The organism is Amycolatopsis sp. NPDC051716 (assembly GCF_040681595.1).
Classification (GTDB): domain Bacteria; phylum Actinomycetota; class Actinomycetes; order Mycobacteriales; family Pseudonocardiaceae; genus Amycolatopsis.
In genome coordinates this window covers 217,856-238,650 of sequence record NZ_JBFAZA010000001.1, presented here as the reverse complement: position 1 = coordinate 238,650, position 20,795 = coordinate 217,856, and the positions used below count along the sequence as shown (strand labels likewise).

Genomic DNA, 20,795 nt, shown 5'->3' with positions numbered 1-20,795 from the left:
TGCAGGCTACTGGTCAGACCAGTGTACTTACCTGGAGGCCGAATGAAAGCCCGACTTCACGTGCTGGCAGCGGCGCTGCTGCTCGTGGTGTCCGGGTGCTCGGCCGGCTCGTCGGCCAGTGTTTCCGCTGGCCCGGACACGCTTTCCGTCGGCTTCACGGCGGAGCCCGCGAACTTCGACTTCACCCGCACCGACGGCGCCGCCATCCCGCAGGCGCTGCTCTACAACGTCTACGAAGGCCTGGTGAAGCTCGACGCGCAGGGCAAGGTCGTGCCCCTGCTCGCGAAGTCGTGGACGATCAGCCCGGACCGGAAGACCTACGACTTCCAGCTGCAGCCGGGCGTCAAGTTCAGCAACGGCGCCCCCTTCACCGCCGAGGACGTCAAGTTCTCGCTCCTGCGGGTGAAGACCGACTGGACGATCTCGATCAAGGCGAACATGGACGTCGTCGACCACGTCGACGTCGTGGCGCCGGACCACGCGCGGGTCGTGCTCTCGAAGCCGTCCAACGGCTGGCTGTTCAGCCTCACCAGCCGGCTCGGCGCGATGTTCAGCCCCACCGGCGTCGCCGACCTGGCGACCAAGCCGGTGGGCACCGGGCCGTACGTCGTGGCGGCGCGCAAGCGCGGCGACTCCGTGGTGCTGAAGGCGAATCCCGCGTACTGGGGCCGGAAACCGGCGTACGGCACGGTCGTCCTCAAGTACATCAAGGACCCGACCGCGCTGAACAACACCCTGTTCAGCAACGGCATCGACGTCATCGCCGCGATCACCGCGCCCGAATCGATCCCGCAGTTCCAGGCCGACGACCGGTTCCAGGTCGTCCAAGGCACCACGAACTCCGAGGTCACGCTGGCCATGAACAACGCGCGGCCGCCGTTGAACGACGTCCGCGTGCGCCAGGCCCTGACCTACGCGATCGACCGGAAGGCGCTGCTCGACACGGCGTGGGCGGGTCGCGGCACGTTGATCGGCAGCATGGTCCCGCCGACCGACCCCTGGTACGAGGACCTGGCGAACGTCCACCCGTTCGATCCCGCGCGGGCCCAGGCGCTGCTCTCCGAAGCCGGCGCGGCGAACCTGAACCTGCGGCTGCGGATCCCGAACCTGCCGTACGCGGTGTCGGCCGCGCAGGTCGTCCAGTCGCAGCTCGCCGACGTCGGCGTGCGGGCCACCATCGAGCCGCTCGACTTCCCGGCGGTGTGGCTCAAGCAGGTGTTCACCGACCACGACTACGACCTGTCGATCATCCAGCACGTCGAGGCCCGCGACATCACGACGTTCGGGAAGCCGAAGTACTACTGGGGTTACGACAGCAAGCGCGTCCAGCAGCTGCTCGCCGACGCCGACAGCGGGACGCCGGAGCAGCAGGTCGCGGACATGAAGCAGGTGGCGCGGCAGCTGAACACCGACGCGGCCGCGGACTGGCTGTTCCTGTTCCCCAACGTGATCGTGGCGAAGGCCAAGGTCGGGGGGTTCGTTCAGAACCAGGTGAGCGAGTCGTTCGACCTCACCGGATTGGCCCCGCGATGACCGCCAAGGTGCTGCGCCGGGTGGCGATCTTCGTGGTCAGCTTGCTGGTCGCGTCCATCGTGGTGTTCTTGTTCATGGCCGTGCTGCCGGGCGATCCGGCGCAGGTCTCGTTGGGCGTCAACGCGACGCCGGAGCTGCTGGCCAAGACGCGCGCGGAGTTCGGCATCGACCGCCCGCTGGTCACGCAGTACTTCGACTGGATCGGCGGCGTGCTGCACGGCGACTTCGGCCGGTCGTACGTGACCCGGGAGGCGATCGGCCCGCAGCTGCTCGACCGCCTCGGCGTCACGCTGTGGCTGGTCGGCGCCGGGATTCTGGTGGCGTTGGTGATCGCCGTGCCGGCCGGGACGTTCGCCGCGGTGAAGCACCGGAAGGCGTCCGGCGCCGGCGTTTCCGGTCTGTCGCAGATCGGTGTCGCGATCCCCGCGTTCCTCGCCGGGATCATCCTCGTGCAGATCTTCGCCGTGCAGCTGCGCTGGCTGCCGTCGGGCGGGTGGACGCCGCCGGACCAGGACGCGGGCGAGTTCGTCCGCGGGCTGATCCTCCCGGCGTTGTCGCTCGGCCTGGTGCAGGGCGCGGTGCTGACGCGCTACGTCCGGTCGGCCGTGCTCGACACGCTCGGCCAGGACTACCTGCGCACCGCGCGCTCGAAGGGGCTGCGGCCGGGGCAGGCGCTGGTCCGCCACGGGCTGCGCAATGCGTCGGTGCCCGTTGTCACCGTGCTCGGCCTGCAGCTGGCGACCTTGCTGATCGGCGCGGTCGTCGTCGAGCGCGTGTTCGTGCTGCCGGGACTCGGCTCGATGCTGCTGGACGCCGTCTCCGCGCGTGACCTGCTGACCGTGCAGGGAATCGTGCTTGTCCTGGTCGCCGGCGTGCTGCTGGTCAACTTCGTCGTCGACCTCCTCTACACCGTGCTCGACCCGAGATTGCGGGGTTCGTGATGCGCAATCTCCTCATCGGCGGGATCCTCGTCGGCCTGGTGGTGCTGGCCGCGCTGCTGTCGTTCGCGTGGACGCCGTTCGACCCGGTGAAGGTCGACGCGACCCACCGGCTGCTCGGCTTCACCGGCTCGCACTGGTTCGGCACCGACAAGTTCGGCCGCGACCTGCTGAGCCAGCTCATGGTCGGCGCGCGGACCACGTTGTACGTCGGGGTCGTCGCCGTCGGCATCGCCGCGGTGATCGGCACGCCCCTGGGGGTCCTGGCCGGGATGTCTGAGACGACGCAGCTCGGCGAGTTCGTCATGCGGGTCAACGACCTCGTGCTCGCGTTTCCCGCGCTGCTGCTGGCCATCATGTTCGGCGCGGTGTTCGGGGCGGACACGCTGACCGCGATGGTCGCCATCGGCATCGCCACCATCCCGTCGTTCGCGCGGATCGCCCGCTCCGGGACGCTGCAGGTGATGAGCACCGAGTTCGTGCTCGCGGCCCGGGCCGGCGGGCGGTCGCGGCTGAACATCGCGCTGCGGCACGTGCTGCCGAACATCTCCGGCCTGCTGATCGTGCAGGCGTCGGTGTCGTTCGCGATCGCCGTGCTCGCCGAAGCGGCGTTGTCGTTCCTCGGGTTCGGCACGCGGCCGCCGACGCCGTCGTGGGGCCGGATGCTGCAGGAATCGCAGGAACTGCTGACCGTGCAGCCGCGGCTGGCGCTGGTGCCGGGCATCGCGATCGCCGTCGCCGTCCTCGGCTTCAACCTCCTCGGCGACGGCCTCCGCGACCGCCTCGATCCCCGATTGGCGGCCCGCGTATGACCCTATCGGTGCATGGCCTCAGCGTCTCGGCGCTGGTTCGTGACGTCTCCTTCGAGATCGGCGCCGGCGAGCGCGTCGGCCTGATCGGCGAGTCCGGGTCCGGGAAGTCGCTGACGGCGCTGGCGATCATGGGCCTGCTGCCCGAGGAACTGCCCGCGTCCGGATCGGTCCGCCTGCACGACCGTGAGCTGCTGGGAATGTCCGAAAAGGACTTGTCGCGGCTGCGCGGCGACGAGCTGGCCATGGTGTTCCAGGAGCCGATGACGGCGCTGAACCCGGCCATGCGCGTCGGCCGCCAGGTCACCGAGCCCGGGCGCCTGCGCGGACGCCGTCATCGCGCCGAAGACCTGCTGTCCGCGGTGGGCCTCCCGGGCACCGCCCGCGCGTACCCGCACCAGCTGTCGGGCGGGCAGCGGCAGCGGGTCGTGCTCGCGATGGCGCTGGCGAACGAGCCGTCGCTGCTGATCTGCGACGAGCCGACCACCGCCCTCGACGTCACCGTGCAGGCCCAGATCCTGTCGCTGATCAAGACGTCGCTGCCCGCCGAAAGCGCGTTGCTGTTCATCACGCACGACCTCGCCGTCGTGGCTTCGGTGTGCGAGCGCGTCCTCGTGATGCTGGACGGCGAGATCGTCGAAGCGGGCTCGACGCGCGAAGTGCTGACGCAGCCAAAGCACGAGTACACGCGGAAGCTCCTGGACGCCTCGGATCTGGAGGCCCGGCGATGACCGTCATCGAAGTCCGTGACCTCGAACGCCGCTACGCCCGGCGGGACGTCCACGCGCTGCGCGGTGTCAGCTTCGACGTCGAGGCGGGGCAGCGGTTCGGCATCGTGGGGGAGTCCGGTTCGGGCAAGTCGACGCTGGTCCGGCTGCTGGCGGCGCTCGACAAGCCGACCGCGGGCACGGTCTCGTTCCAGGGCAAGCGCATCGACAACCTGCCCGAACGCCGCCTCGGCTTCCTGCGGTCGGAACTGCAGATCGTGTTCCAGGACCCGATGGGCTCGCTCGACCCGCGGATGCGCGTGCGCGACATCGTTTCCGAGCCGATGGGCCGCCGGGAACCCGACCGCGTGGCCGAACTGCTCGCCGCCGTCGGCCTGCCCGCCGACGCCGCCCAGCGCTATCCGCACCAGTTCTCCGGCGGCCAGCGGCAGCGGATCTCGATCGCCCGCGCGCTGGCGCCGAACCCGAGCGTGCTCATCGCCGACGAGCCGGTCAGCGCCCTCGACGTCTCCGTGCGCGGCCAGATCCTGGACCTGCTCGGCTCGCTGGTGGAGCAGTTCGCGCTGACGCTGATCTTCGTGTCCCACGACCTCGGCGTCGTCCGGCACGTCTGCGACCGCGTCGCGGTGATGCGCCGCGGCGAGATCGTCGAACTCGGCGACGTGGCGCAGGTCTACGACGCACCCCGGCACGAATACACGCGGGAACTTCTCGAAGCCGCGCCGAACCTGCGCGCGGAACTGGCCCGGCTGCGCGGAGGTGACGATGCCTGAGTACCCGGACGGCCTGCCGATCGGCGGCGGCTGGGTGTCCACTGTGGATTCCGAAGAAATCGTTTTCCCTTACGACGGGAGTGTCGTCGGCCTGGCGCCCGTCGGTACGCCTGAGCTGGCGACTCGCGCGGTGGACGAAGCTGTCGCCGTCGCGCGCGAAGTGGCTTCGCTGCCTTCGCGAGTTCGACGTTCACTGCTCAACGACGTCGCCGCGGCGATCCGGGCTCATCGAGAGGAGTTCGAGAACCGCCTCGTCCTCGAGACCGGGAAGCCCCTGGTCGACTGCCGCGTCGAGGTCGCGCGCACGATCGTCACCTGGGAAGCCGCCGCCGAAGAGGTGTCACGGCTGCACGGCGAGACCGTCCCGCTGGACCTCCTGCCCTCGGGCGACGGGCTGGTCGGGTTCTGGAAGCGCAAGCCGATCGGCGTCGTCGTCGGCATCGCGGGCTTCAACTACCCGTTGCTGCTGGCGTCGCACAAGATCGCGCCCGCGATCGCCGCCGGCTGCCCGGTGATCGTCAAGCCCGCGCCCCAGACGCCGATGGCCACGCTGTGGCTGGTGCACCTGGTCCGGTCGGTCGCGCCGGTCGCCGCGATGGTGCAGCTGGTCACCGGTGACGCGGCCGTGGGCGCGGCGCTGACCACCGACCGTCGCATCGGGGCGGTCTCCTTCACCGGCTCGGCCGCGGTCGGCCACCGCATCGCCCGCGACGCGGCCCCGACGAAGACGTTGCTGGAACTGGGGTCGAACGCGGCGCTCGTGGTGGCCGAAGACGCGGATCTGGAAGCCGCCGCGGACGCCGTGCTGCGCGGCGGGTTCTACGCGTCCGGCCAGGCGTGCATCTCGGTCCAGCGGGTGCTGGTCGTCGCTTCGGTTGCCGAAGAGTTCACCGACCGCCTGCTGGCCCGGCTCGACGAGGTCGTCATCGGCGATCCGCGGGATGAGAAGACGCGGGTGTCGGCGCTGATCGACCCCGCTTCCACCGACCGGGTCGCCGCGTGGATCGAGAAGTCCGGCGCACGCCAGGTGGGCGGCGGGGTGGACGGCACGGTGCTGCGCCCGACCGTCCTCCTCGACGTCCCGGACGGCGTCGAAGCCTGGGACGAAGAGATCTTCGGCCCGGTCGTCTGCGTGCGCACGGTGTCCGATGTGGACGAGGCCTTCGCCGCGGTGAACGCCTCCCGCTACGGCCTCCACGCCAGCGTCTACAGCAAGTCCCTGAAAACGGCGTTTCGCGCACTGGACGAGCTGGAGGTCGGCGGGGTCGTGGTCAACGAGGTGCCCGGCTTCCGCTCGGACACCATGCCCTACGGCGGGGTGAAGGACTCCGGCATCGGCCGTGAGGGACCGAGGTTCGCCGTCGAGGAACTGACCGTGACGAGGATGGCGGTGCTGCGCCCGTGAACTATTCGACGTTGTTCCGGCTGGACGGGCGGCGGGCCGTCGTGCTCGGCGCGGGCGGCATCGGCCGCGAAGCCGCGCGGGCGCTGGCCGCGCACGGCGCCGACGTCGTGTGCGCCGATCGCGACCTCGAAGCCGCGCGCGAGGCGGGCGTGGGGGAGCCGTACGAGCTCGACATGCTCGAACCGGGTGCTCTGGACAAGGCCGCGGCCGACCTCGGCCCCCAGGACATCGTCGTGCTGACCGCCGCGACGAACGTCCGCAAACGCTTGCTCGACTACACGCGCCAGGAGTTCGACCGCGTCATCGCGTTGAACCTCGGCGTGACGTTCGAGGTCGTCCGCGTCTTCGGCGCCGACATGGTCGCGCGCGGGCGCGGCAGCATCATCGGCTTCTCGTCGATCCGCGGCACGACCGTCGAGCCGGGCCAGGGCCCGTACGCGGCGACGAAAGCGGGCCTGGTCCAGCTGTTCCGCACCGCCGCCGCGGAGTTCGGCCCGGCCGGTGTCCGGGTGAACGCGATCGCGCCCGGCGTCGTCGAGACCCCGCTGACCGCGCAGATCAAGGCGAACCCCGAGTGGTACGCCGCGTACGCGGCGAAGGGCGCGCTGGGCCGCTGGGCGCGTCCGGACGAGCTCGCCGGCGCCGTCGTGTACCTCGCTTCGGATGCTTCGTCGTTCGTGACGGGCTCCGTGCTGGCCGTGGACGGTGGCTGGACCGCCGTCGACGGCCGCTTCGACCCGCCTGCCTCGTGAGGAGCGCCCATGACCGAGCTGCCTGACCTGACCGCCGTCGAGCTCGTCGCGCAGTACCGCGCGAAGACGCTCTCGCCGGTCGAGGTGACCGAAGCCGTTCTCGCGCGCATCGAAGCGCGAGAGCCTGAGCTCCACGCGTTGTACGCCTACGACCCTTCAGGCGCTCGCGACGAAGCGAAGGCGTCCGAAGCACGCTGGGCGTCCGGTGAACCGCTGGGCCCGATCGACGGCGTCCCGCTGACGCTCAAGGAGAACATCGCGACCCGTGGCACGCCGGTGCCGCTGGGCACGGCGGCGACCGCGTTGGTCCCGGCCGCCGAGGACGCCCCGGCGGCCGCGCGGGTCCGGGAATCCGGTGGCGTCCTGCTGGCCAAGACGACCATGCCGGACTACGGGATGCTGACGTCCGGCTTGTCGAGTTTCCACACCACGGCCCGCAACCCGTGGCAGCTCTCGGCCACCCCCGGCGGGTCCAGCGCGGGTGCCGGGGCCGCGGCCGCCGCGGGGTACGGCCCGCTGCACGTCGGGACCGACATCGGCGGCTCGATCCGGCTGCCCGCGGGCTGGTGCGGCCTGACCGGGCTGAAGCCGAGCTTCGGCCGGGTGCCGGTCGACCCGCCGTTCCTCGGCCGCGTCGCCGGCCCGATGACCCGCACGGTCGCCGACACGGCGTTGCTGATGAGCGTGCTGTCGCGCCCGGACCCGCGTGACCACCTGTGCCTGCCACCGTCGGAGCTCGACTGGTCCGCGCCGGCTCGCCCGGTCGGCGGCCTGCGCGTCGGCCTGCAGCTCGAGTCCGGCCCCGGACTCCCGGTGGACCCGGCGATCCGCGACGCCGTCACCGCGGCGGCCCGGGCCTTCGAAGCCGCGGGCGCCGTCGTCGAGCCGGTCGAGCCGTTCCTCACCCGCGAAATGCTCGACGGCCTCGACGTCTTCTGGCGCACGCGGGCCTGGTCGGACCTGGCGGCCCTGCCGCCGGACCGCCGCGCGAAGGTCCTGCCGTACATCGCCGAGTGGGCGGCGGGCGGTGCGGAGGTGTCCGGAGTGGACGTCTACCGCGGCTTCGCCCAGATCGACGTCATGAGCGTGGCGGCCCTGCGGGCGACCTCGGAGTTCGACGTCGTGCTGTCTCCGGTCTGCCCGGTCGCGGCGCCGCCGGCCGAGTGGGCGTCGCCGACGAACGACCCGGCCCGGCCGTTCGAGCACATCGCGTTCACCTTGCCGTACAACATGTCCGGCCAGCCCGCGGTCTCGCTGAACTGCGGTTACACCGACGACGGCCGGCCGATCGGACTCCAGCTCGCCGGCCGCCGCTTCGACGACCTCGGCGTCCTCCGCGCCGCGGCGGCGTACGAAGGGCTCCGGCCGCCGCAGCGGCCCTGGCCGGTGGGGTAGGGAAGAAGTTCCGGACCTTCGGCGAAGTGGGGGTGAAGCTGTCGCCGACGGGAAGGAACCCCATGACAGAGGCAGCCCCATGACGGCGGCCCCGGTGCTGGACAGCGAGCACTTCACGGAAGTGCACGACCGCTATTTCGCGGACATCCACCGGTACGTCGCCGGGCGCCTCGGTGCCCAGGTCGCGGAAGACGTCGCCGCCGAGACGTTCCTCGTCGCCTTCGACCGGCGGAAGACGTTCGACGCCGCCCGAGGCGACCTGCGGGCCTGGCTGTTCGGCATCGCGACGAACCTGGTTTCGCGGCACCGCCGCAAGGAGGCCCGCCACTACCGCGCGCTCTCGCGGCTCGACCCGCGCGAGACCGCCGAAGGGCACGAAAGCCGCGTTGTCGCTTCGGTGACGGTGGCGCGGCTGGGAACGGCGTTGGCCCGGCTCTCCGCCGGGGAACGCGATGTCCTGCTGCTCGTCGCGCTCGGCGACCTCGGCTACGCCGAAGTGGCCGAAGCGCTCGGCATCTCCCCGGGCACGGTCGGCTCCCGGCTGACGCGCGCCCGCAAGAAACTCGCCCCCGCTCTCGCCCAGGAGGCTTTCGATGAATGACCTGCAGACCCTGCGAGCCGCGCTGGCGCCCCGCGAAGTTCCCCAGGACGTCGTGGACCGGAGCCGGCACCGGCTGCAGAACCGGATGCTCACCGGCCGCCGCCGCCGGGTGCGTCCACTGGCGCTCGGCGCCGGTCTCGTGGTGGTGACCCTGCCCGGCGCCCCGGCGCCCACTCCGGTGCCCGCTCCGCGGCCCCAGGCCGTGGCCCCGGTCGTCACCGGCACGCAGGTCCTGCTGGCGGCGGCCACGGTGGCCGAGCACGCCTCGGCGGACAGCGGCAAGTACTGGCACGTCAAGACCGCCTCGGAAAAGCAGGCCTACGAGAACTGGTACTCCGCCGACGGCCACATGTGGTTCCGCGGCGCGAAGTCCAGTGGCCGGCTCCTGGCACTGGGGTCGTCCCCGTTGCGGCTGGCCGGCACCACCGTGACCTTCGAGCAGCTCCGGACCCTGCCCACCGACCCGGCGGCGCTGCGGGACTGGCTCGTGAACGCGATCGCGCACAGCGGCGCCCGGACGAGTGCGGGCCCGCTGACCGCGGAGGACCGGGAGCGGGAGCTGCTGCTGTCCATGGTTTCGCTGGTGTCGACGCTGCCGGCCCCACCGGCCGTGCGCGCGGCGGCCTTCCGCGCGATCGCGGCGTACCCCGGCGTCCAGGACCTCGGCGCCGTCCCGGGTGGCCGCGGCTTCATGCTGCCCGGCAACTACCGCCTGGTCGTCGACCCGGCCACCGGCCGCGTCAACCGCACGTCGATGTACGTGACCGCGGACGGCGCCATCTACGTGGTCGCCAGCCCGCAGGGCGCGGAGGTCAGTGCCGAGTGGACGGACTCGCTGCCGAAGTGAACCGCACCGGTGGCCGGGCTAGCGGCCCGGCCACCGGGGTTCAGTTCTTGACGGCCTCGGCCAGTGCCAGCACCCGCCGCGCGTTGTCGACGTGCAGGTTCTCGATCATCCGGCCGTCCACGGTCACGACCCCGCGGCCTTCCTTCTGCGCTTCCTCGAAGGCTTCGATGATCCGCCGCGACTTGTCGACCTCCGCTTCGGACGGTGCGAAGATCCGGTTGCACGGCTCCACCTGGGCCGGGTGGATCAGCGTCTTGCCGTCGAAGCCGTACTGACGGCCCTGCTCGCACTCGGCCTCGAAGCCCTCGAGGTCCTTCACGTCGTTGTAGACGCCGTCGAGGATCACCTTGCCGGTCGCCCGCGCGGCCAGCAGGCACAGCGAGAGCCCGCCGAGCAGCGGGCCGCGGCCGGGGACGAACTCGGCGTGCAGTTCCTTGGCCAGGTCGTTCGTGCCCATCACCAGCACGGTCAGCCGCTCCGACGCCGCCGCGATCTCCTCCGCGTGCAGCATCGCGACCGGTGTCTCGACCATCGCCCAGATCTTCGTGTGGGCCGGCGCCCCGCCCAGCTCCAGCGCGCGCTCGATGTTGTGCACCTCGGCGGCGGAGTTCACCTTCGGCACGACCACCGCGGCCGGCCCGGCCGAGGCCGCCGCGCGCAGGTCGGCGTCGTGCCACTCGGTGTCGAGGCCGTTGACCCGGATGGTCACTTCGCGCTCGCCGTAGTCGCCCGAAGAAGCCGCCGCGCAGACGCGTTCCCGCGCGGCTTCCTTGGCGTCCGGCGCGACGGCGTCCTCGAGGTCGAGGATCAGCGCGTCCGCCGGGATCGTCTTGGCCTTCTCCAGCGCGCGTTCGTTCGCGCCGGGCATGTAGAGAACAGAGCGTCTCGGCTTCAGCTCGGTCATCCGAGGGCCTCCTTGGTGGCGGCGTCGTAGGCGGCCGCGAGTTCGGGGTCGTCCGCCGCGAGGGCGTCGGCCAGTTCGGCGACCACGCGGCACTGCTTCACCGACGCGTCGTCCTGCATCTTCCCGTCGATCATCACCGCGCCCGTGCCGTCACCCATCTCGGCGATCACCCGGCGCGCCCAGGCCACATCGGACGGCGACGGCGAGAACACCTTCTTCGCGATGTCGATCTGCACCGGGTGCAGGCTCCACGCGCCGACGCAGCCGAGCAGGAACGCGTTGCGGAACTGGTCCTCGCACGCGACGACGTCGCGGATGTCCCCGAACGGCCCGTAGTACGGCAGGATCCCGTGCATCGCGCACGCGTCGACCATCCGCGCCACCGTGTAGTGCCACAGGTCCTGCTGGTAGGTCGTCCGGCCTTCGGTCAAGTCCTCGCCGGTCGGGTCGGTGCGCACCAGGTAGCCGGGGTGCCCGCCGCCCACCCGGGTCGTCTTCATGCGACGACTCGCGGCCAGGTCGGCCGGGCCGAGCGAGATGCCCTGCATGCGCGGGCTCGCCCCGGCGATCTCCTCGACGTTGGCCACGCCGCTCGCCGTCTCGAGGATGGCGTGCACCAGCAGCGGCTTCGTCAGCCCGGCGCGCGCCTCGAGCTGGGCCAGCAGCCGGTCGACGTAGTGGATGTCCTGCGCGCCCTCGACCTTCGGCACCATGATGACGTCGAGCTTGTCGCCGATCTCGGTGACCAGCGTGACCAGGTCGTCGAGCACCCACGGCGAGTCCAGGCTGTTGACCCGCGTCCACAGCTGCGTCTTCCCGAAGTCGTTCGCCTTGGCGATCGCGACCAGGCCGGCGCGCGCGGCCTCCTTGCGGTCGGCGCGGACGGCGTCCTCGAGGTTCCCGAGCAGGACGTCGACCTTCTTCGCGATGTCCGGCACCTTCGCCGCCATCTTCTCGTTGCCCGGGTCGAAGAAGTGGATCATCCGGGACGGCGTCACCGGGATCTCCCGCACGGGCGCGGGCGCGCCCAGGGCGAGCGGGGCGAAGAAGTCCTTCGGGGAGCGCATCGGTCCTCCACGGCGGGGGCTAAGTGACTGGTGGGTAACTTTAGTCCCGCGCGCCCGGAACCGCTGCGGTCCAAGTCACCGCCATGTGGGTGACGGCGGACATCCGCAGCTCAGGGACCCGCGTCCACTGTGGATTTGCCGGGGTTGCGCCGAACGGCCCAGCCTGGCCGGGTTTGGCCGATCCTGCCCCGGGTAATCGCCCGTAGCCGGACCGTAATGCCACTCACCCCCGCGATCACTCGGTTGGCCGCACCGTTCGACCGAAGTCCGATGACCGCCTACCGACCGGTCATCGACCGCTGGGCGCCGCCGATCGCAGCCACTCGCACTACCCGGCGACGCCGCGCCGCCGCGCTGTTAGACAAGTGAGGTGCCGGTTTCCCCCGGTCACGAAGCGGTGCAGGTTAGAAGGAGGCGGACTCGTGGCGGCTACACCTCAGAACACCGAGCGCTCGACGGTCGCCGGTGGCGCGAAGCGCAGCCGGTCGATGCCGAGCCGCGTGGTGCCGCCGATCGAGCTCCCCGCGAGCGTCGACGAGCTCGCCCGCGCCGCCGCCGCCCAGCTGGGCTGGAACGGCGTCGTCCTCCCCGAGACCACGATCCTCGGCCGCAAGGTCTGCGTGGTCGCCAAGCTCCGCACCGACGTGCACGCCGAACGCATCGCGATGGGTGCCGGCCCGGTGGCCGACCGTGCCACCGTCGACACCTGGACCTGGCCGGAGCTGGCCGGAACCGCCCCCGCCCCGGCCGCCGAGATCGTCGGCGTCCTGGCCGTCGCGCGCCACTGGCGCACCGCGATGGCCTCCGCGGTTCCGTTCGCCCGCTACGGCGAGGCCGCGATGGTCCTCCCGTCCCCGGTCGTGCTGACCGAGGACTACGTCGGCAACTGCCTGCCGCGCGCCCGCGCGTACGGCCTCGCCGTCGTGACCGCCGACCCGAACGCGGTCGTCGACCTCGACCTCGAGGGCCGCACCGAGCGCGTCGTGCTGGCCGAGGACCCGGTCTCCCGCCTGGTCAACGAGCTGGTTTACGACCACCTGCTCCGCACCGCCGAAGTCCCCGCTTCCCTCGACTGACGGGCCCGCTCAAACGCCTATAGGGTCGGCTCATGCGAGTCGTCATTGCAGGTGGACACGGTCAGATCGCGCTGCGGCTCGAGCGGCTGCTCGCCGCGCGCGGTGACGAAGCGATCGGCATCATCCGGAATCCGGCCCACGCGGCGGACCTCGAGGCCGTCGGCGCCCAGGGCGTCGTCCTGGACCTCGAGAACTCCGATGTGGACGCCGTCGCCGAGGCCCTGAAGGGTGCCGACGCCGCGGTGTTTTCGGCCGGCGCCGGGCCGGGCAGCGGCACCGCCCGCAAGGACACTGTGGACCGTGGCGCCGCGGCGCTGTTCGCCGAAGCGGCCGAGCGGGCTGGCGTCCGCCGGCACATCCAGGTGGGCTCGATCGGAGCCGACAACCCGGATAACCCCGACGTCAGCGAGGAATTCCGGCACTACCTGCGTGCCAAGCGCGCGGCGGAAGACGACCTCAAGGCCCGTGACCTCGACTGGACGATCCTCCGGCCGGGGCAGCTGACCAACGACCCGGGCACCGGCCTGGTCCTGCTGGCCGAGAACACCGGACGCGGCCCGATCCCGCGCGACGACGTCGCCGCGGTGCTCGCCGGCCTGCTCGGGGCGCCCGCTTCGGTGCACCGCACCCTGACGCTGATCTCGGGCGAGACTCCCATCGACGAGGCGATCTCGGCGCTGTGATCACCCAGGCATCGAGAGAAATCGCCGTCTTCAGCGGCAGCGCGCACCCCGAGCTGGCCGAAGAGATCTGCAGCAACCTCGGCGTGCCGCTGCGGCCGGTCGAGATCCAGCGGTTCGCCAACGACTGCCTCGAGGTGCAGCTGCAGGCGAACTGCCGCGAGCGGGACGTCTTCATCATCCAGCCGCTGGTGAAGCCGGTGCAGGAGCACCTCGTCGAGCTGCTGCTGATGCTCGACGCGGCCCGCGGCGCCTCGGCGTCCCGCATCACCGCCGTGATGCCGCACTACTCGTACGCGCGCTCGGACAAGAAGGACGCGCCCCGCATCTCCATCGGCGGCCGGCTGGTCGCCGACCTGCTGGTGACCGCGGGAGCGAGCCGCGTGCTCGCGATGACCCTGCACTCACCGCAGGTCCACGGCTTCTTCAGCGTCCCGGTGGATCACCTGCACGCGCTGCAGGAGCTGGCCAAGCACTTCCGTCAGTACGACCTTTCACGCGCCACCGTCGTCTCGCCCGACCTGGGCAACGCGAAGGAGGCGTCGCACTTCGCGCGGCTCCTCGGCGTCCAGGTCGCGGCCGGGGCGAAGGAACGCTTCCCCGACGACCGCGTCCAGATCACTTCGGTGATCGGCGAGGTCACCGGCCGGGACGTGATCGTGCTCGACGACGAGATCGCCAAGGGCAGCACGGTGCTCGAACTCCTGGACAAGCTGGCCGAGCTGGAGCCCCGCTCGATCCGCGTCGCCTGCACGCACGGGCTGTTCGCGGCAAAGGCCATCGAGCGCATCGGCAGCCGGCCGGAGGTGCTGGAGATCGTCTGCACGAACACGGTCCCGGTACCGGAGGAGGAACGCACCGAGAAGCTGAAGATCCTCTCGATCGCCCCGGCGATGGCCGAGGCGATCCGCCGGATCCACAACGGCGAATCGGTGTCGGCGCTCTTCTAGCGAACCGGATCACTGCTCCGGCTCGAGCCGGCCTCGACAGCGGCTTGGCCTTGGCATGCCATCTTGCGCGCCTGCGGGGTTGGACTGCGGGGGCTTCAGCTGCCCATCCGATAGGTCGCCGTCAGCCGAAGTTCTGGTGCTCTCCCCGGTACGTCGGGACCGTTCGTTCCACCCGGTCGCCGAGCACCAGGTGGTAGTGGGTGAACCGCTCGGCCAGCTCGCCCGCCTTGGCGTGGCGCAGCCACACCCGGTCACCGAGCTTCAACGTTCGGGCGGCTCGGCCCGTCACCGGTGTCTGGACCTCGCCCGCTCCCTCGAAGCCGAGGAACTTCAAGCCCCTCGGCAAGTACGGCTTCGGCTGGCGGGAAGGGCCTGTCGGGCCCGAAGCGATGTAGCCGCCCGAGAAGAGCGTCGCGATGTTGCGGGTGGGGCGGCGGACCACCGGCAGGGCGAACAGCGCCGCCGGGCGGGGCTTGAAGCGGGAGTAACCGTCGAAGAGCGTGGGGCCGATCAAGCCCGAGCCCGCCGCTATTTCCGTGACCACCGCGTCGGCGCCCGTCGACTCGAGGCTGCCCGTTCCGCCTCCGTTGACGAACTCCAGGGGCGTCACCGCCTGGACCGCCCGGACCGCTTCGCCGCGGCGGCGGGCCAGCTCGGCCGCCGACCGGCGTTGCATCCAGCCCACGACCGCCCGGTTCAGGCGGTGGCCGGCCGCGTCGCCGAGACCGGCGATCTGGCCTTCGTACGCCATCACCCCCACCAGGCGGAAGCCCGGGCGGGCGGCGATCTGGCGGGCGAACGTCGAGGCCTGCTTCGGGGTGAACACCGGCGAACGCCGCGTGCCGACGTGGATGCCCGGGAACGGGCGCCAGGACGCGTCCAGTTCCAGGCACACGCGGATCTCCGGGTGGCCGTGGCCGAGGGCCGCGTCCACCAGATCCAGGTGGTCGGGGGAATCCACCATGATCGCGATCGCCGCGCGGGCGCCCTCGGACGCGGCCAGGCGGCGAAGGGCTTCGTGGTCCGCCGTCGGGTACGCGACGACGATGTCATCGGTCGTGCCCTGCTCGATGTGCCAGACCGCTTCCGCCAGCGAGTAGCACATCAGGCCCTCGAAGCCCGGCATCGTCAGCGCCCGCTCCAGCAGTGCGCGGCAGCGGACCGACTTGCTGACGACGCGGATCGGCTTGCCGGCCGCGCGGCGGCGGAGGTCGGCCGCGTTCGCGTCGAACGCCGCCAAGTCGACCACGGCCAAGGGCGGATCGAGGTCCTTGGTCGCCAAGTCGTACACCGTCGCACTGGTCACGAGGTCTAAAGTACGACAACAAGCCTTGAAACGCGAATACTATTCACTTACTGTTTCGGGCACTCCTGGATGAAGGGTGCACGCGCATGACCCGGTGGACCAACTGGGCGGGCACGGTTTCCGCCTCGCCGCAACACGTTCACCAGCCGCGCGACACGGCGGAGATCGCGGCGACGGTCGCGAGCATCGCCGCGGCCGGCCGCACCGTGCGCCCCTGGGGCAGCGGGCACTCCTTCACCGCCATCGCCGCCGCCGACTCCGACGCGCTCGACCTGCGCCACTGGACCGGCATCGACCGGGTGGACCTGGCGACGGGGCACGTCACCGTCCGCTCCGGCACCACGCTCCGAGAGCTCAACGCCGCCCTCGACACGCTCGGGCTGGCCATGACCAACCTCGGTGACATCGACGCGCAGACCATCGCCGGCGCGATTTCCACCGGCACCCACGGCACCGGCGCGAAGATCGGCGGCCTCGCCACCCAGATCGTCGCGCTCGAACTCGTCCTCGCGGACGGCTCGGTCGTCACCTGCTCGGCCGGGGAAAGGCCCGACCTCTTCGCCGCCGCCCGTGTCGGGCTCGGCGCGCTCGGCGTGATCACCACGGTGACGCTCGCGTGCGAACCGTCGTTCGTGCTGCGCGCGCAGGAACGACCGGAGCCGCTGGAGCAGGTCCTCGAGGGCTTCCACGACTTCGCCGACGAAAACGAGCACTTCGAGTTCTACTGGTTCCCCTACGGCAAGAACGCCCTGGTCAAGCGCAACAACCGGACCGAGACGCCGCAGCCGCTCGGCAAGGTCCGCGAGTTCGTCGACTACCGGATCATGGAGAACGTCGCCTTCGGCGGCCTCTGCCGGACCGGACGGCTGATGCCGAAGCTCGTGCCGTCGCTCGGCAGCTTCGCCTCCAACGTCTTGAGCGCGCGCGACTACAGCGACCTCTCGCACCGGGTCTTCGTCACCGCGCGCAACGTCCGTTTCACCGAAACGGAATACGCTGTTCCACGTGAATCAGTGCTCGACGTGCTCGCCGAACTACGCGCCGTGGTGCCGACGCTGAAGGACCCGGTGATGTTCCCGGTCGAGGTGCGGGTCGCCGCCGCCGACGACATCTGGCTGTCGACCGCGCAAGGCCGCGACTCCGCCTACATCGCCATCCACCAGTTCACCGGCATGCCCTATCGCGAATACTTCAGCGCGTTCGAGAAGATCGCCGGCGCCGTCGGCGGCCGCCCGCACTGGGGCAAGATGCACGACCTCGACGCCGGCGTCCTCCGCACGCGCTACCCGCACTTCGACGACTTCCTGCGCGTGCGCAAGGAAACCGACCCGAGCGGCATCTTCAGCAACACCTACCTGGACCGGGTGCTCGGACCGGCCGGGTAACGGGCTCGGCTGTCACAACCACCACGTTGTCCACAGCTGTGCATACCTGTGGACAACTTTCTGTGGACAGCTACGACCGCTCCCCGAACCGAGCCGCGAGGTACCCCTTCACCACGTACTTCGCCTCGGCCACGATCTTCTCGTCCCCGCTGGGCTCCTTCCGGAACGCCAGCTTCAGCAGCGCGTCCGCCACCTCGTTCGCGATCCCGATCGCGAACCGCAGGTCCTCCACCGGCCGGTCCACCTGGGTCGCAACCACCTCGGTCAGCGAATCCACGAGCACCGCGTTGTTGTCGCGCGTCTCGTCGAGCAGCTGGCGGTCGATGATGTCGCCGAAGTGGACCTTCGAAAATCCCGGGACCGTCCGGTGCATCTCGAGGTAGATGTCGAGGATCGAGTCCACGACGTCCCACCAGTGCTCCGGCCCCAGCTGCTTCAGCCGCTCGTTCACCGCGCCCACGAAACGTTCCAGATTCCGTGCGGTGAGCGCTTGGACGACCGCGCGCTTGTCCGGGAAGAACTGGTACAGCGAACCGACCGCCACCCCCGCTCGTTTGGCGATCAACGTCGTCGTCAGCGCGTCGTAACCGAGCTCGTCGATCAACGCCGCGCTCGCGTCGAGCATCTGCTCGACCCGTTTGGCGCTTCGCTGCTGGACCGGCTGGCGGCGTAAGGGGGTGGCTTCTGCCGGCACCTTCGCGGCCTGGATGTCGGACACGGCACTCCTCCTCGTCTGATCTGGGACTTTATCGTGCCGACGGGCTTCCCCACGGACGAGTGAAGACCTAGTATATGAGAACTTTTCATGTTCACCCTTATGGGTGCCCTGACGAAGGGGTCAGCAGCCGGTGCAGAACCCGATCTTCCCGCCCGACTTCCTCTGGGGTGTTTCGACATCGGCGTTCCAGATCGAAGGTGCCACCAGCGAAGGTGGGCGCGGACCGTCCATCTGGGACACGTTCACCGCGACCGAGGGCAAGATCGCCCGCGGTGAACAAGCCAACGTAGCCGCCGACCACTACCACCGCTACCCCGAAGACATCGCGCTGATGGCGGAACTCGGCGTCGGCGCCTACCGGATGTCCATCGCCTGGCCCCGCATCCAGCCCGGCGGCAAGGGCGCGCCCAACCCCGAAGGTCTCGGCTTCTACGACAAGCTCATCGACGCCGTCTGCGAGGCGGGCATCGCTCCCGCCGTCACGCTTTACCACTGGGACACCCCCCAAGCCATCGAAGACGAGGGCGGCTGGCTCTCCCGGGCGACCGCTGAGCGCTTCGCCGAGTACGCCCAGATCCTCGGAGACCGCTTCGCCGATCGGGTGAAGCTGTGGATTCCGCTCAACGAACCGATGGTCATGTCCATCTTCGGGTACGGCATCGGGGAGTACGCGCCCGGCAAGGTGCTGCTGCTCGACGCCATCCCGACCGCGCACCACCAGAACCTCGCGCACGGGCTCGCCGTCCAGGCCCTCCGCGCGGCCGGCGCCACGAACATCGGCACGGCCAACAACCACTCGCCCATCTGGCCCGCGGACGACGACGCCCGAGACGCGGCGGAATACCTCGACGCGCTGCTCAACCGGCTCTACGCCGACCCCATGCTGCTCGGCAGCTACCCCGAGCAGCTCCACCCGCACCTGCCCGCCGGGTTCGCCGACGACCTGCCCACCATCGCGCAGCCCCTCGACTTCTACGGCGTCAACTACTACGAGCCGCAGGGGGTCGCGATGCCCGGGCCGGGCAACCCGCTGCCCTTCGAGCTGCGCGACATCGAGGGCTACCCGATGACGACCAACGACTCGCCGATCGTCCCGCACGCCCTCCGCGAGCTGCTCCTGGACTTCCACCACCGCTACCAGGACAAGCTCCCCCCGATCCAGATCACCGAAAACGGCTGCAGCTTCGCCGACGAAGTCGCCGAAGACGGCGGTGTGCACGACCCCGAACGCATCGACTTCCTGCACAGTCACCTCGTCGCGCTGCGCGAGGCGATGGACGCCGGTGTCGACGTCCGTGGCTACTTCTGCTGGTCCCTGATGGACAATTTCGAGTGGTCCAAGGGTTACGCGCCGCGCTTCGGCCTGGTGCACGTCGACTACGAGAGCCTGCGGCGGACGCCGAAGGACTCGTTCCACTGGTACCGGAAGCTGGTGCGGAATGAGTAGTGAGACGACCGAGGCCACCGGCGTGCCGGAAGCGCTCGCCGAGCCCGTCGTGCGGGTGCGGCCCGGCTGGATGAGCCTGCTGTTCTTCGCGAACATCGCGCTCTGGCTGGGCGTCTACGCGCCGATCCAGGTGCTGCTGCCGAAGCAGTCCGAACTGCTCGACCAGGTGAACAAGGAGTTCGTCCTCAGCCTGGTGATGGGCGTCGGCGCGCTCGTGGCGCTGGTCGTCAACCCGACGGTCGGGCTGCTGTCGGACCGGACGTGCTCGCGGTTCGGCCGCCGCCACCCGTGGACGGTGATCGGCGCGGCGGTCGCCGCCGTCGGGCTGATGGTGCTGGCGTTCGCGCCGAACGTGGCGCTGCTGATCACCGGCTGGTGCCTGGTGCAGGCCGGGCTCAACGGGATGCTCGCGACGCTGATGTCCGCCATCGCCGACCGGGTGCCGGTCGGGCAGCGTGCGCAGGTCGGCGGGCTCGTCGGCATCGCGCAGATGCTCGGCACCGTGCTGGGCGCGATCGTGGTCGTCCTCGTGGCCGACTTCGCCGGATTGGCGCCGGCCTACGCGGTCTGCGCCGGGATCGTCGTGGCCGGAGCCGCGTTCTTCGTCCTCCGCACGCCGGACGCGCGCCTGCCGGTGGAGTTCCGGCCGTCGTCCAAAGCCGGTGAGGTGCTCCGCAACCTCTGGGTCTCGCCGCGGCGGTTCCCGGACTTCGCGTGGGCGTGGTCGTGCCACTTCATGATCAACCTCGGCAACGCGTTCGGGACGCTGTACCTGTGGTTCTTCCTCAAGGACGCCGTGCACTACCCGGACCCGGACACCGGGCTGATCATCATGATGGCGCTCTACGGGGTCGCGCTGGTGGCCGGCGCCGTGCTCGCAGGGCACTTCTCCGACAGATCCGGACGGCGCAAGCCGTACGTCCTGATGGCCTCCGGCGTGATGGCCTTGGCCGCTTTGCTCCTGGTCGTCTGGCAGAGCTGGCCGGTCGCGCTCGTGGCGTCCCCGCTGCTCGGCGTCGGGTTCGGGGCGTACATGGCGGTCGCGCTGGCGATGCTGACGCAGGTGCTCCCGACGGCGCAGGACCGCGCGAAGGACCTCGGCGTCATCAACATCGCGAACTCGCTGCCGCAGGTGCTGGCCCCGCTGGTGACGCCGCTGGTGCTCACCTACCTCGGCGGCTACTCGGGACTCTTCGCGGCTTCGGCGGTCGCGACACTCCTGGCCTCGGTGCTCGTCTTGCGCGTGAAGGCGGTCCGCTAAGCCCAACCGAAACAGTGAAGGCCGCACTCGGGGAGTGCGGCCTTCACTGTTTCACGGGTATGGAACCGCGGGCCGGTGCCGGTCGGGGGAGGGGAGTGCAACGGCACCGGCCCGCGGAATTCGGGGGCCGCTCAGAGGCGGGGTGACGGCAGGACCAGACCCATGGTCCAACGCCGTCTTCGATGATCAATCTAGCGGGGGATTACCGCCTGGGCTAGGC

20 protein-coding genes are annotated in these 20,795 nt (G+C 70.6%); 16 read left to right on the top strand and 4 right to left on the bottom strand.

What is annotated here, in order from left to right:
* The first annotated feature begins 42 nt into the window (after positions 1–42).
* The 10 genes from AB0M30_RS01185 to AB0M30_RS01140 all read left to right on the top strand — a co-directional run bounded on the left by AB0M30_RS01185 (position 43) and on the right by AB0M30_RS01140 (position 9,781).
* A complete protein-coding gene (locus AB0M30_RS01185) occupies positions 43–1,533 on the top strand; it encodes an ABC transporter substrate-binding protein (RefSeq protein WP_364578341.1) in 1,491 nt (496 codons plus the stop codon).
* Entirely contained in the window at positions 1,530–2,474 is a 945-nt protein-coding gene (locus tag AB0M30_RS01180) for an ABC transporter permease (RefSeq protein ID WP_364578340.1), read from the top strand. Before AB0M30_RS01185 ends, AB0M30_RS01180 begins: the two co-directional genes overlap by 4 nt.
* The gene (locus tag AB0M30_RS01175; RefSeq protein ID WP_364578338.1) at positions 2,474–3,283 is read left to right on the top strand and encodes an ABC transporter permease; all 810 of its coding nucleotides are present in this window, start codon (positions 2,474–2,476) and stop codon (positions 3,281–3,283) included. The genes AB0M30_RS01180 and AB0M30_RS01175 overlap by 1 nt, the downstream gene beginning before the upstream one ends.
* Positions 3,280–4,011, top strand: a complete 732-nt coding sequence (locus AB0M30_RS01170; RefSeq protein WP_364578335.1) for an ABC transporter ATP-binding protein — start codon at positions 3,280–3,282, stop codon at positions 4,009–4,011. Before AB0M30_RS01175 ends, AB0M30_RS01170 begins: the two co-directional genes overlap by 4 nt.
* Positions 4,008–4,781 (top strand): ABC transporter ATP-binding protein, encoded by a 774-nt coding sequence (locus tag AB0M30_RS01165; protein ID WP_364578334.1) that lies wholly within the window; start codon positions 4,008–4,010, stop codon positions 4,779–4,781. Before AB0M30_RS01170 ends, AB0M30_RS01165 begins: the two co-directional genes overlap by 4 nt.
* Positions 4,774–6,186 carry an aldehyde dehydrogenase family protein gene (locus AB0M30_RS01160; RefSeq protein ID WP_364578331.1) on the top strand — a complete coding sequence of 471 codons (1,413 nt, stop codon included), beginning with the start codon at positions 4,774–4,776 and terminating at the stop codon, positions 6,184–6,186. The genes AB0M30_RS01165 and AB0M30_RS01160 overlap by 8 nt, the downstream gene beginning before the upstream one ends.
* The gene (locus AB0M30_RS01155; RefSeq protein ID WP_364578329.1) at positions 6,183–6,938 is read left to right on the top strand and encodes an SDR family oxidoreductase; all 756 of its coding nucleotides are present in this window, start codon (positions 6,183–6,185) and stop codon (positions 6,936–6,938) included. The genes AB0M30_RS01160 and AB0M30_RS01155 overlap by 4 nt, the downstream gene beginning before the upstream one ends.
* Positions 6,939–6,947: 9 nt before the next feature.
* On the top strand, positions 6,948–8,333 hold the full coding sequence (locus tag AB0M30_RS01150; RefSeq protein ID WP_364578327.1) for an amidase: 1,386 nt from the start codon (positions 6,948–6,950) through the stop codon (positions 8,331–8,333).
* 79 nt (positions 8,334–8,412) lie between these two features.
* Positions 8,413–8,934, top strand: a complete 522-nt coding sequence (locus AB0M30_RS01145; RefSeq protein WP_364578324.1) for an RNA polymerase sigma factor — start codon at positions 8,413–8,415, stop codon at positions 8,932–8,934.
* Positions 8,927–9,781, top strand: coding sequence for a CU044_5270 family protein (locus AB0M30_RS01140; RefSeq protein WP_364578321.1), 855 nt, complete (start codon positions 8,927–8,929; stop codon positions 9,779–9,781). Before AB0M30_RS01145 ends, AB0M30_RS01140 begins: the two co-directional genes overlap by 8 nt.
* A 40-nt stretch (positions 9,782–9,821) precedes the next feature.
* Here the strand turns inward: AB0M30_RS01140 and AB0M30_RS01135 are convergent, their stop codons facing one another.
* Positions 9,822–10,685: a CoA ester lyase gene (locus AB0M30_RS01135; protein ID WP_364578319.1), complete on the bottom strand. Its 864-nt coding sequence runs from the start codon at positions 10,683–10,685 to the stop codon at positions 9,822–9,824.
* A complete protein-coding gene (locus AB0M30_RS01130) occupies positions 10,682–11,752 on the bottom strand; it encodes a CoA ester lyase (protein WP_364578316.1) in 1,071 nt (356 codons plus the stop codon). Before AB0M30_RS01130 ends, AB0M30_RS01135 begins: the two co-directional genes overlap by 4 nt.
* A 422-nt stretch (positions 11,753–12,174) precedes the next feature.
* Between AB0M30_RS01130 and AB0M30_RS01125 the strand changes: the two genes are divergently transcribed.
* From AB0M30_RS01125 to AB0M30_RS01115, 3 genes are read left to right on the top strand one after another with little or no spacing between them, the layout of a single operon-like run.
* Positions 12,175–12,828, top strand: a complete 654-nt coding sequence (locus AB0M30_RS01125; protein WP_360165759.1) for a hypothetical protein — start codon at positions 12,175–12,177, stop codon at positions 12,826–12,828.
* Positions 12,829–12,860: 32 nt separating this feature from the next.
* Positions 12,861–13,511, top strand: coding sequence for an SDR family oxidoreductase (locus tag AB0M30_RS01120; RefSeq protein ID WP_364578314.1), 651 nt, complete (start codon positions 12,861–12,863; stop codon positions 13,509–13,511).
* A complete protein-coding gene (locus tag AB0M30_RS01115) occupies positions 13,508–14,458 on the top strand; it encodes a ribose-phosphate pyrophosphokinase (protein ID WP_364578312.1) in 951 nt (316 codons plus the stop codon). Before AB0M30_RS01120 ends, AB0M30_RS01115 begins: the two co-directional genes overlap by 4 nt.
* A gap of 121 nt (positions 14,459–14,579) precedes the next feature.
* On the opposite strand, the gene AB0M30_RS01110 is transcribed toward AB0M30_RS01115, so the two are convergent.
* Positions 14,580–15,764 (bottom strand): amino acid deaminase/aldolase, encoded by a 1,185-nt coding sequence (locus tag AB0M30_RS01110; RefSeq protein WP_364578309.1) that lies wholly within the window; start codon positions 15,762–15,764, stop codon positions 14,580–14,582.
* Between the two features lie 86 nt (positions 15,765–15,850).
* Here AB0M30_RS01110 and AB0M30_RS01105 point away from each other — a divergent pair, with 86 nt between their 5' ends.
* On the top strand, positions 15,851–17,149 hold the full coding sequence (locus tag AB0M30_RS01105) for a D-arabinono-1,4-lactone oxidase (RefSeq protein WP_364578308.1): 1,299 nt from the start codon (positions 15,851–15,853) through the stop codon (positions 17,147–17,149).
* A gap of 70 nt (positions 17,150–17,219) precedes the next feature.
* Here the strand turns inward: AB0M30_RS01105 and AB0M30_RS01100 are convergent, their stop codons facing one another.
* The gene (locus tag AB0M30_RS01100) at positions 17,220–17,867 is read right to left on the bottom strand and encodes a TetR family transcriptional regulator (RefSeq protein WP_364578306.1); all 648 of its coding nucleotides are present in this window, start codon (positions 17,865–17,867) and stop codon (positions 17,220–17,222) included.
* Positions 17,868–17,997: 130 nt separating this feature from the next.
* Here AB0M30_RS01100 and AB0M30_RS01095 point away from each other — a divergent pair, with 130 nt between their 5' ends.
* Together AB0M30_RS01095 and AB0M30_RS01090 are read left to right on the top strand one after the other, a co-directional pair.
* Positions 17,998–19,314, top strand: coding sequence for a GH1 family beta-glucosidase (locus AB0M30_RS01095; protein WP_364578304.1), 1,317 nt, complete (start codon positions 17,998–18,000; stop codon positions 19,312–19,314).
* Positions 19,307–20,575: an MFS transporter gene (locus tag AB0M30_RS01090; RefSeq protein WP_364578302.1), complete on the top strand. Its 1,269-nt coding sequence runs from the start codon at positions 19,307–19,309 to the stop codon at positions 20,573–20,575. Before AB0M30_RS01095 ends, AB0M30_RS01090 begins: the two co-directional genes overlap by 8 nt.
* Positions 20,576–20,795: the final 220 nt, after the last annotated feature.

Bases quoted from the DNA above. Each gene is read 5' to 3' on its own strand.
- AB0M30_RS01160 (WP_364578331.1), top strand. From the start codon at position 4,774: ATGCCTGAGTACCCGGACGGCCTGCCGATCGGCGGCGGCTGGGTGTCC.
- AB0M30_RS01135 (WP_364578319.1), bottom strand. From the start codon at position 10,685: ATGACCGAGCTGAAGCCGAGACGCTCTGTTCTCTACATGCCCGGCGCG.
- AB0M30_RS01090 (WP_364578302.1), top strand. From the start codon at position 19,307: ATGAGTAGTGAGACGACCGAGGCCACCGGCGTGCCGGAAGCGCTCGCC.
- AB0M30_RS01130 (WP_364578316.1), bottom strand. From the start codon at position 11,752: ATGCGCTCCCCGAAGGACTTCTTCGCCCCGCTCGCCCTGGGCGCGCCC.
- AB0M30_RS01140 (WP_364578321.1), top strand. From the start codon at position 8,927: ATGAATGACCTGCAGACCCTGCGAGCCGCGCTGGCGCCCCGCGAAGTT.
- AB0M30_RS01180 (WP_364578340.1), top strand. From the start codon at position 1,530: ATGACCGCCAAGGTGCTGCGCCGGGTGGCGATCTTCGTGGTCAGCTTG.
- AB0M30_RS01165 (WP_364578334.1), top strand. From the start codon at position 4,008: ATGACCGTCATCGAAGTCCGTGACCTCGAACGCCGCTACGCCCGGCGG.
- AB0M30_RS01150 (WP_364578327.1), top strand. From the start codon at position 6,948: ATGACCGAGCTGCCTGACCTGACCGCCGTCGAGCTCGTCGCGCAGTAC.
- AB0M30_RS01175 (WP_364578338.1), top strand. From the start codon at position 2,474: ATGCGCAATCTCCTCATCGGCGGGATCCTCGTCGGCCTGGTGGTGCTG.
- AB0M30_RS01185 (WP_364578341.1), top strand. From the start codon at position 43: ATGAAAGCCCGACTTCACGTGCTGGCAGCGGCGCTGCTGCTCGTGGTG.
- AB0M30_RS01145 (WP_364578324.1), top strand. From the start codon at position 8,413: ATGACGGCGGCCCCGGTGCTGGACAGCGAGCACTTCACGGAAGTGCAC.
- AB0M30_RS01120 (WP_364578314.1), top strand. From the start codon at position 12,861: ATGCGAGTCGTCATTGCAGGTGGACACGGTCAGATCGCGCTGCGGCTC.
- AB0M30_RS01170 (WP_364578335.1), top strand. From the start codon at position 3,280: ATGACCCTATCGGTGCATGGCCTCAGCGTCTCGGCGCTGGTTCGTGAC.
- AB0M30_RS01105 (WP_364578308.1), top strand. From the start codon at position 15,851: ATGACCCGGTGGACCAACTGGGCGGGCACGGTTTCCGCCTCGCCGCAA.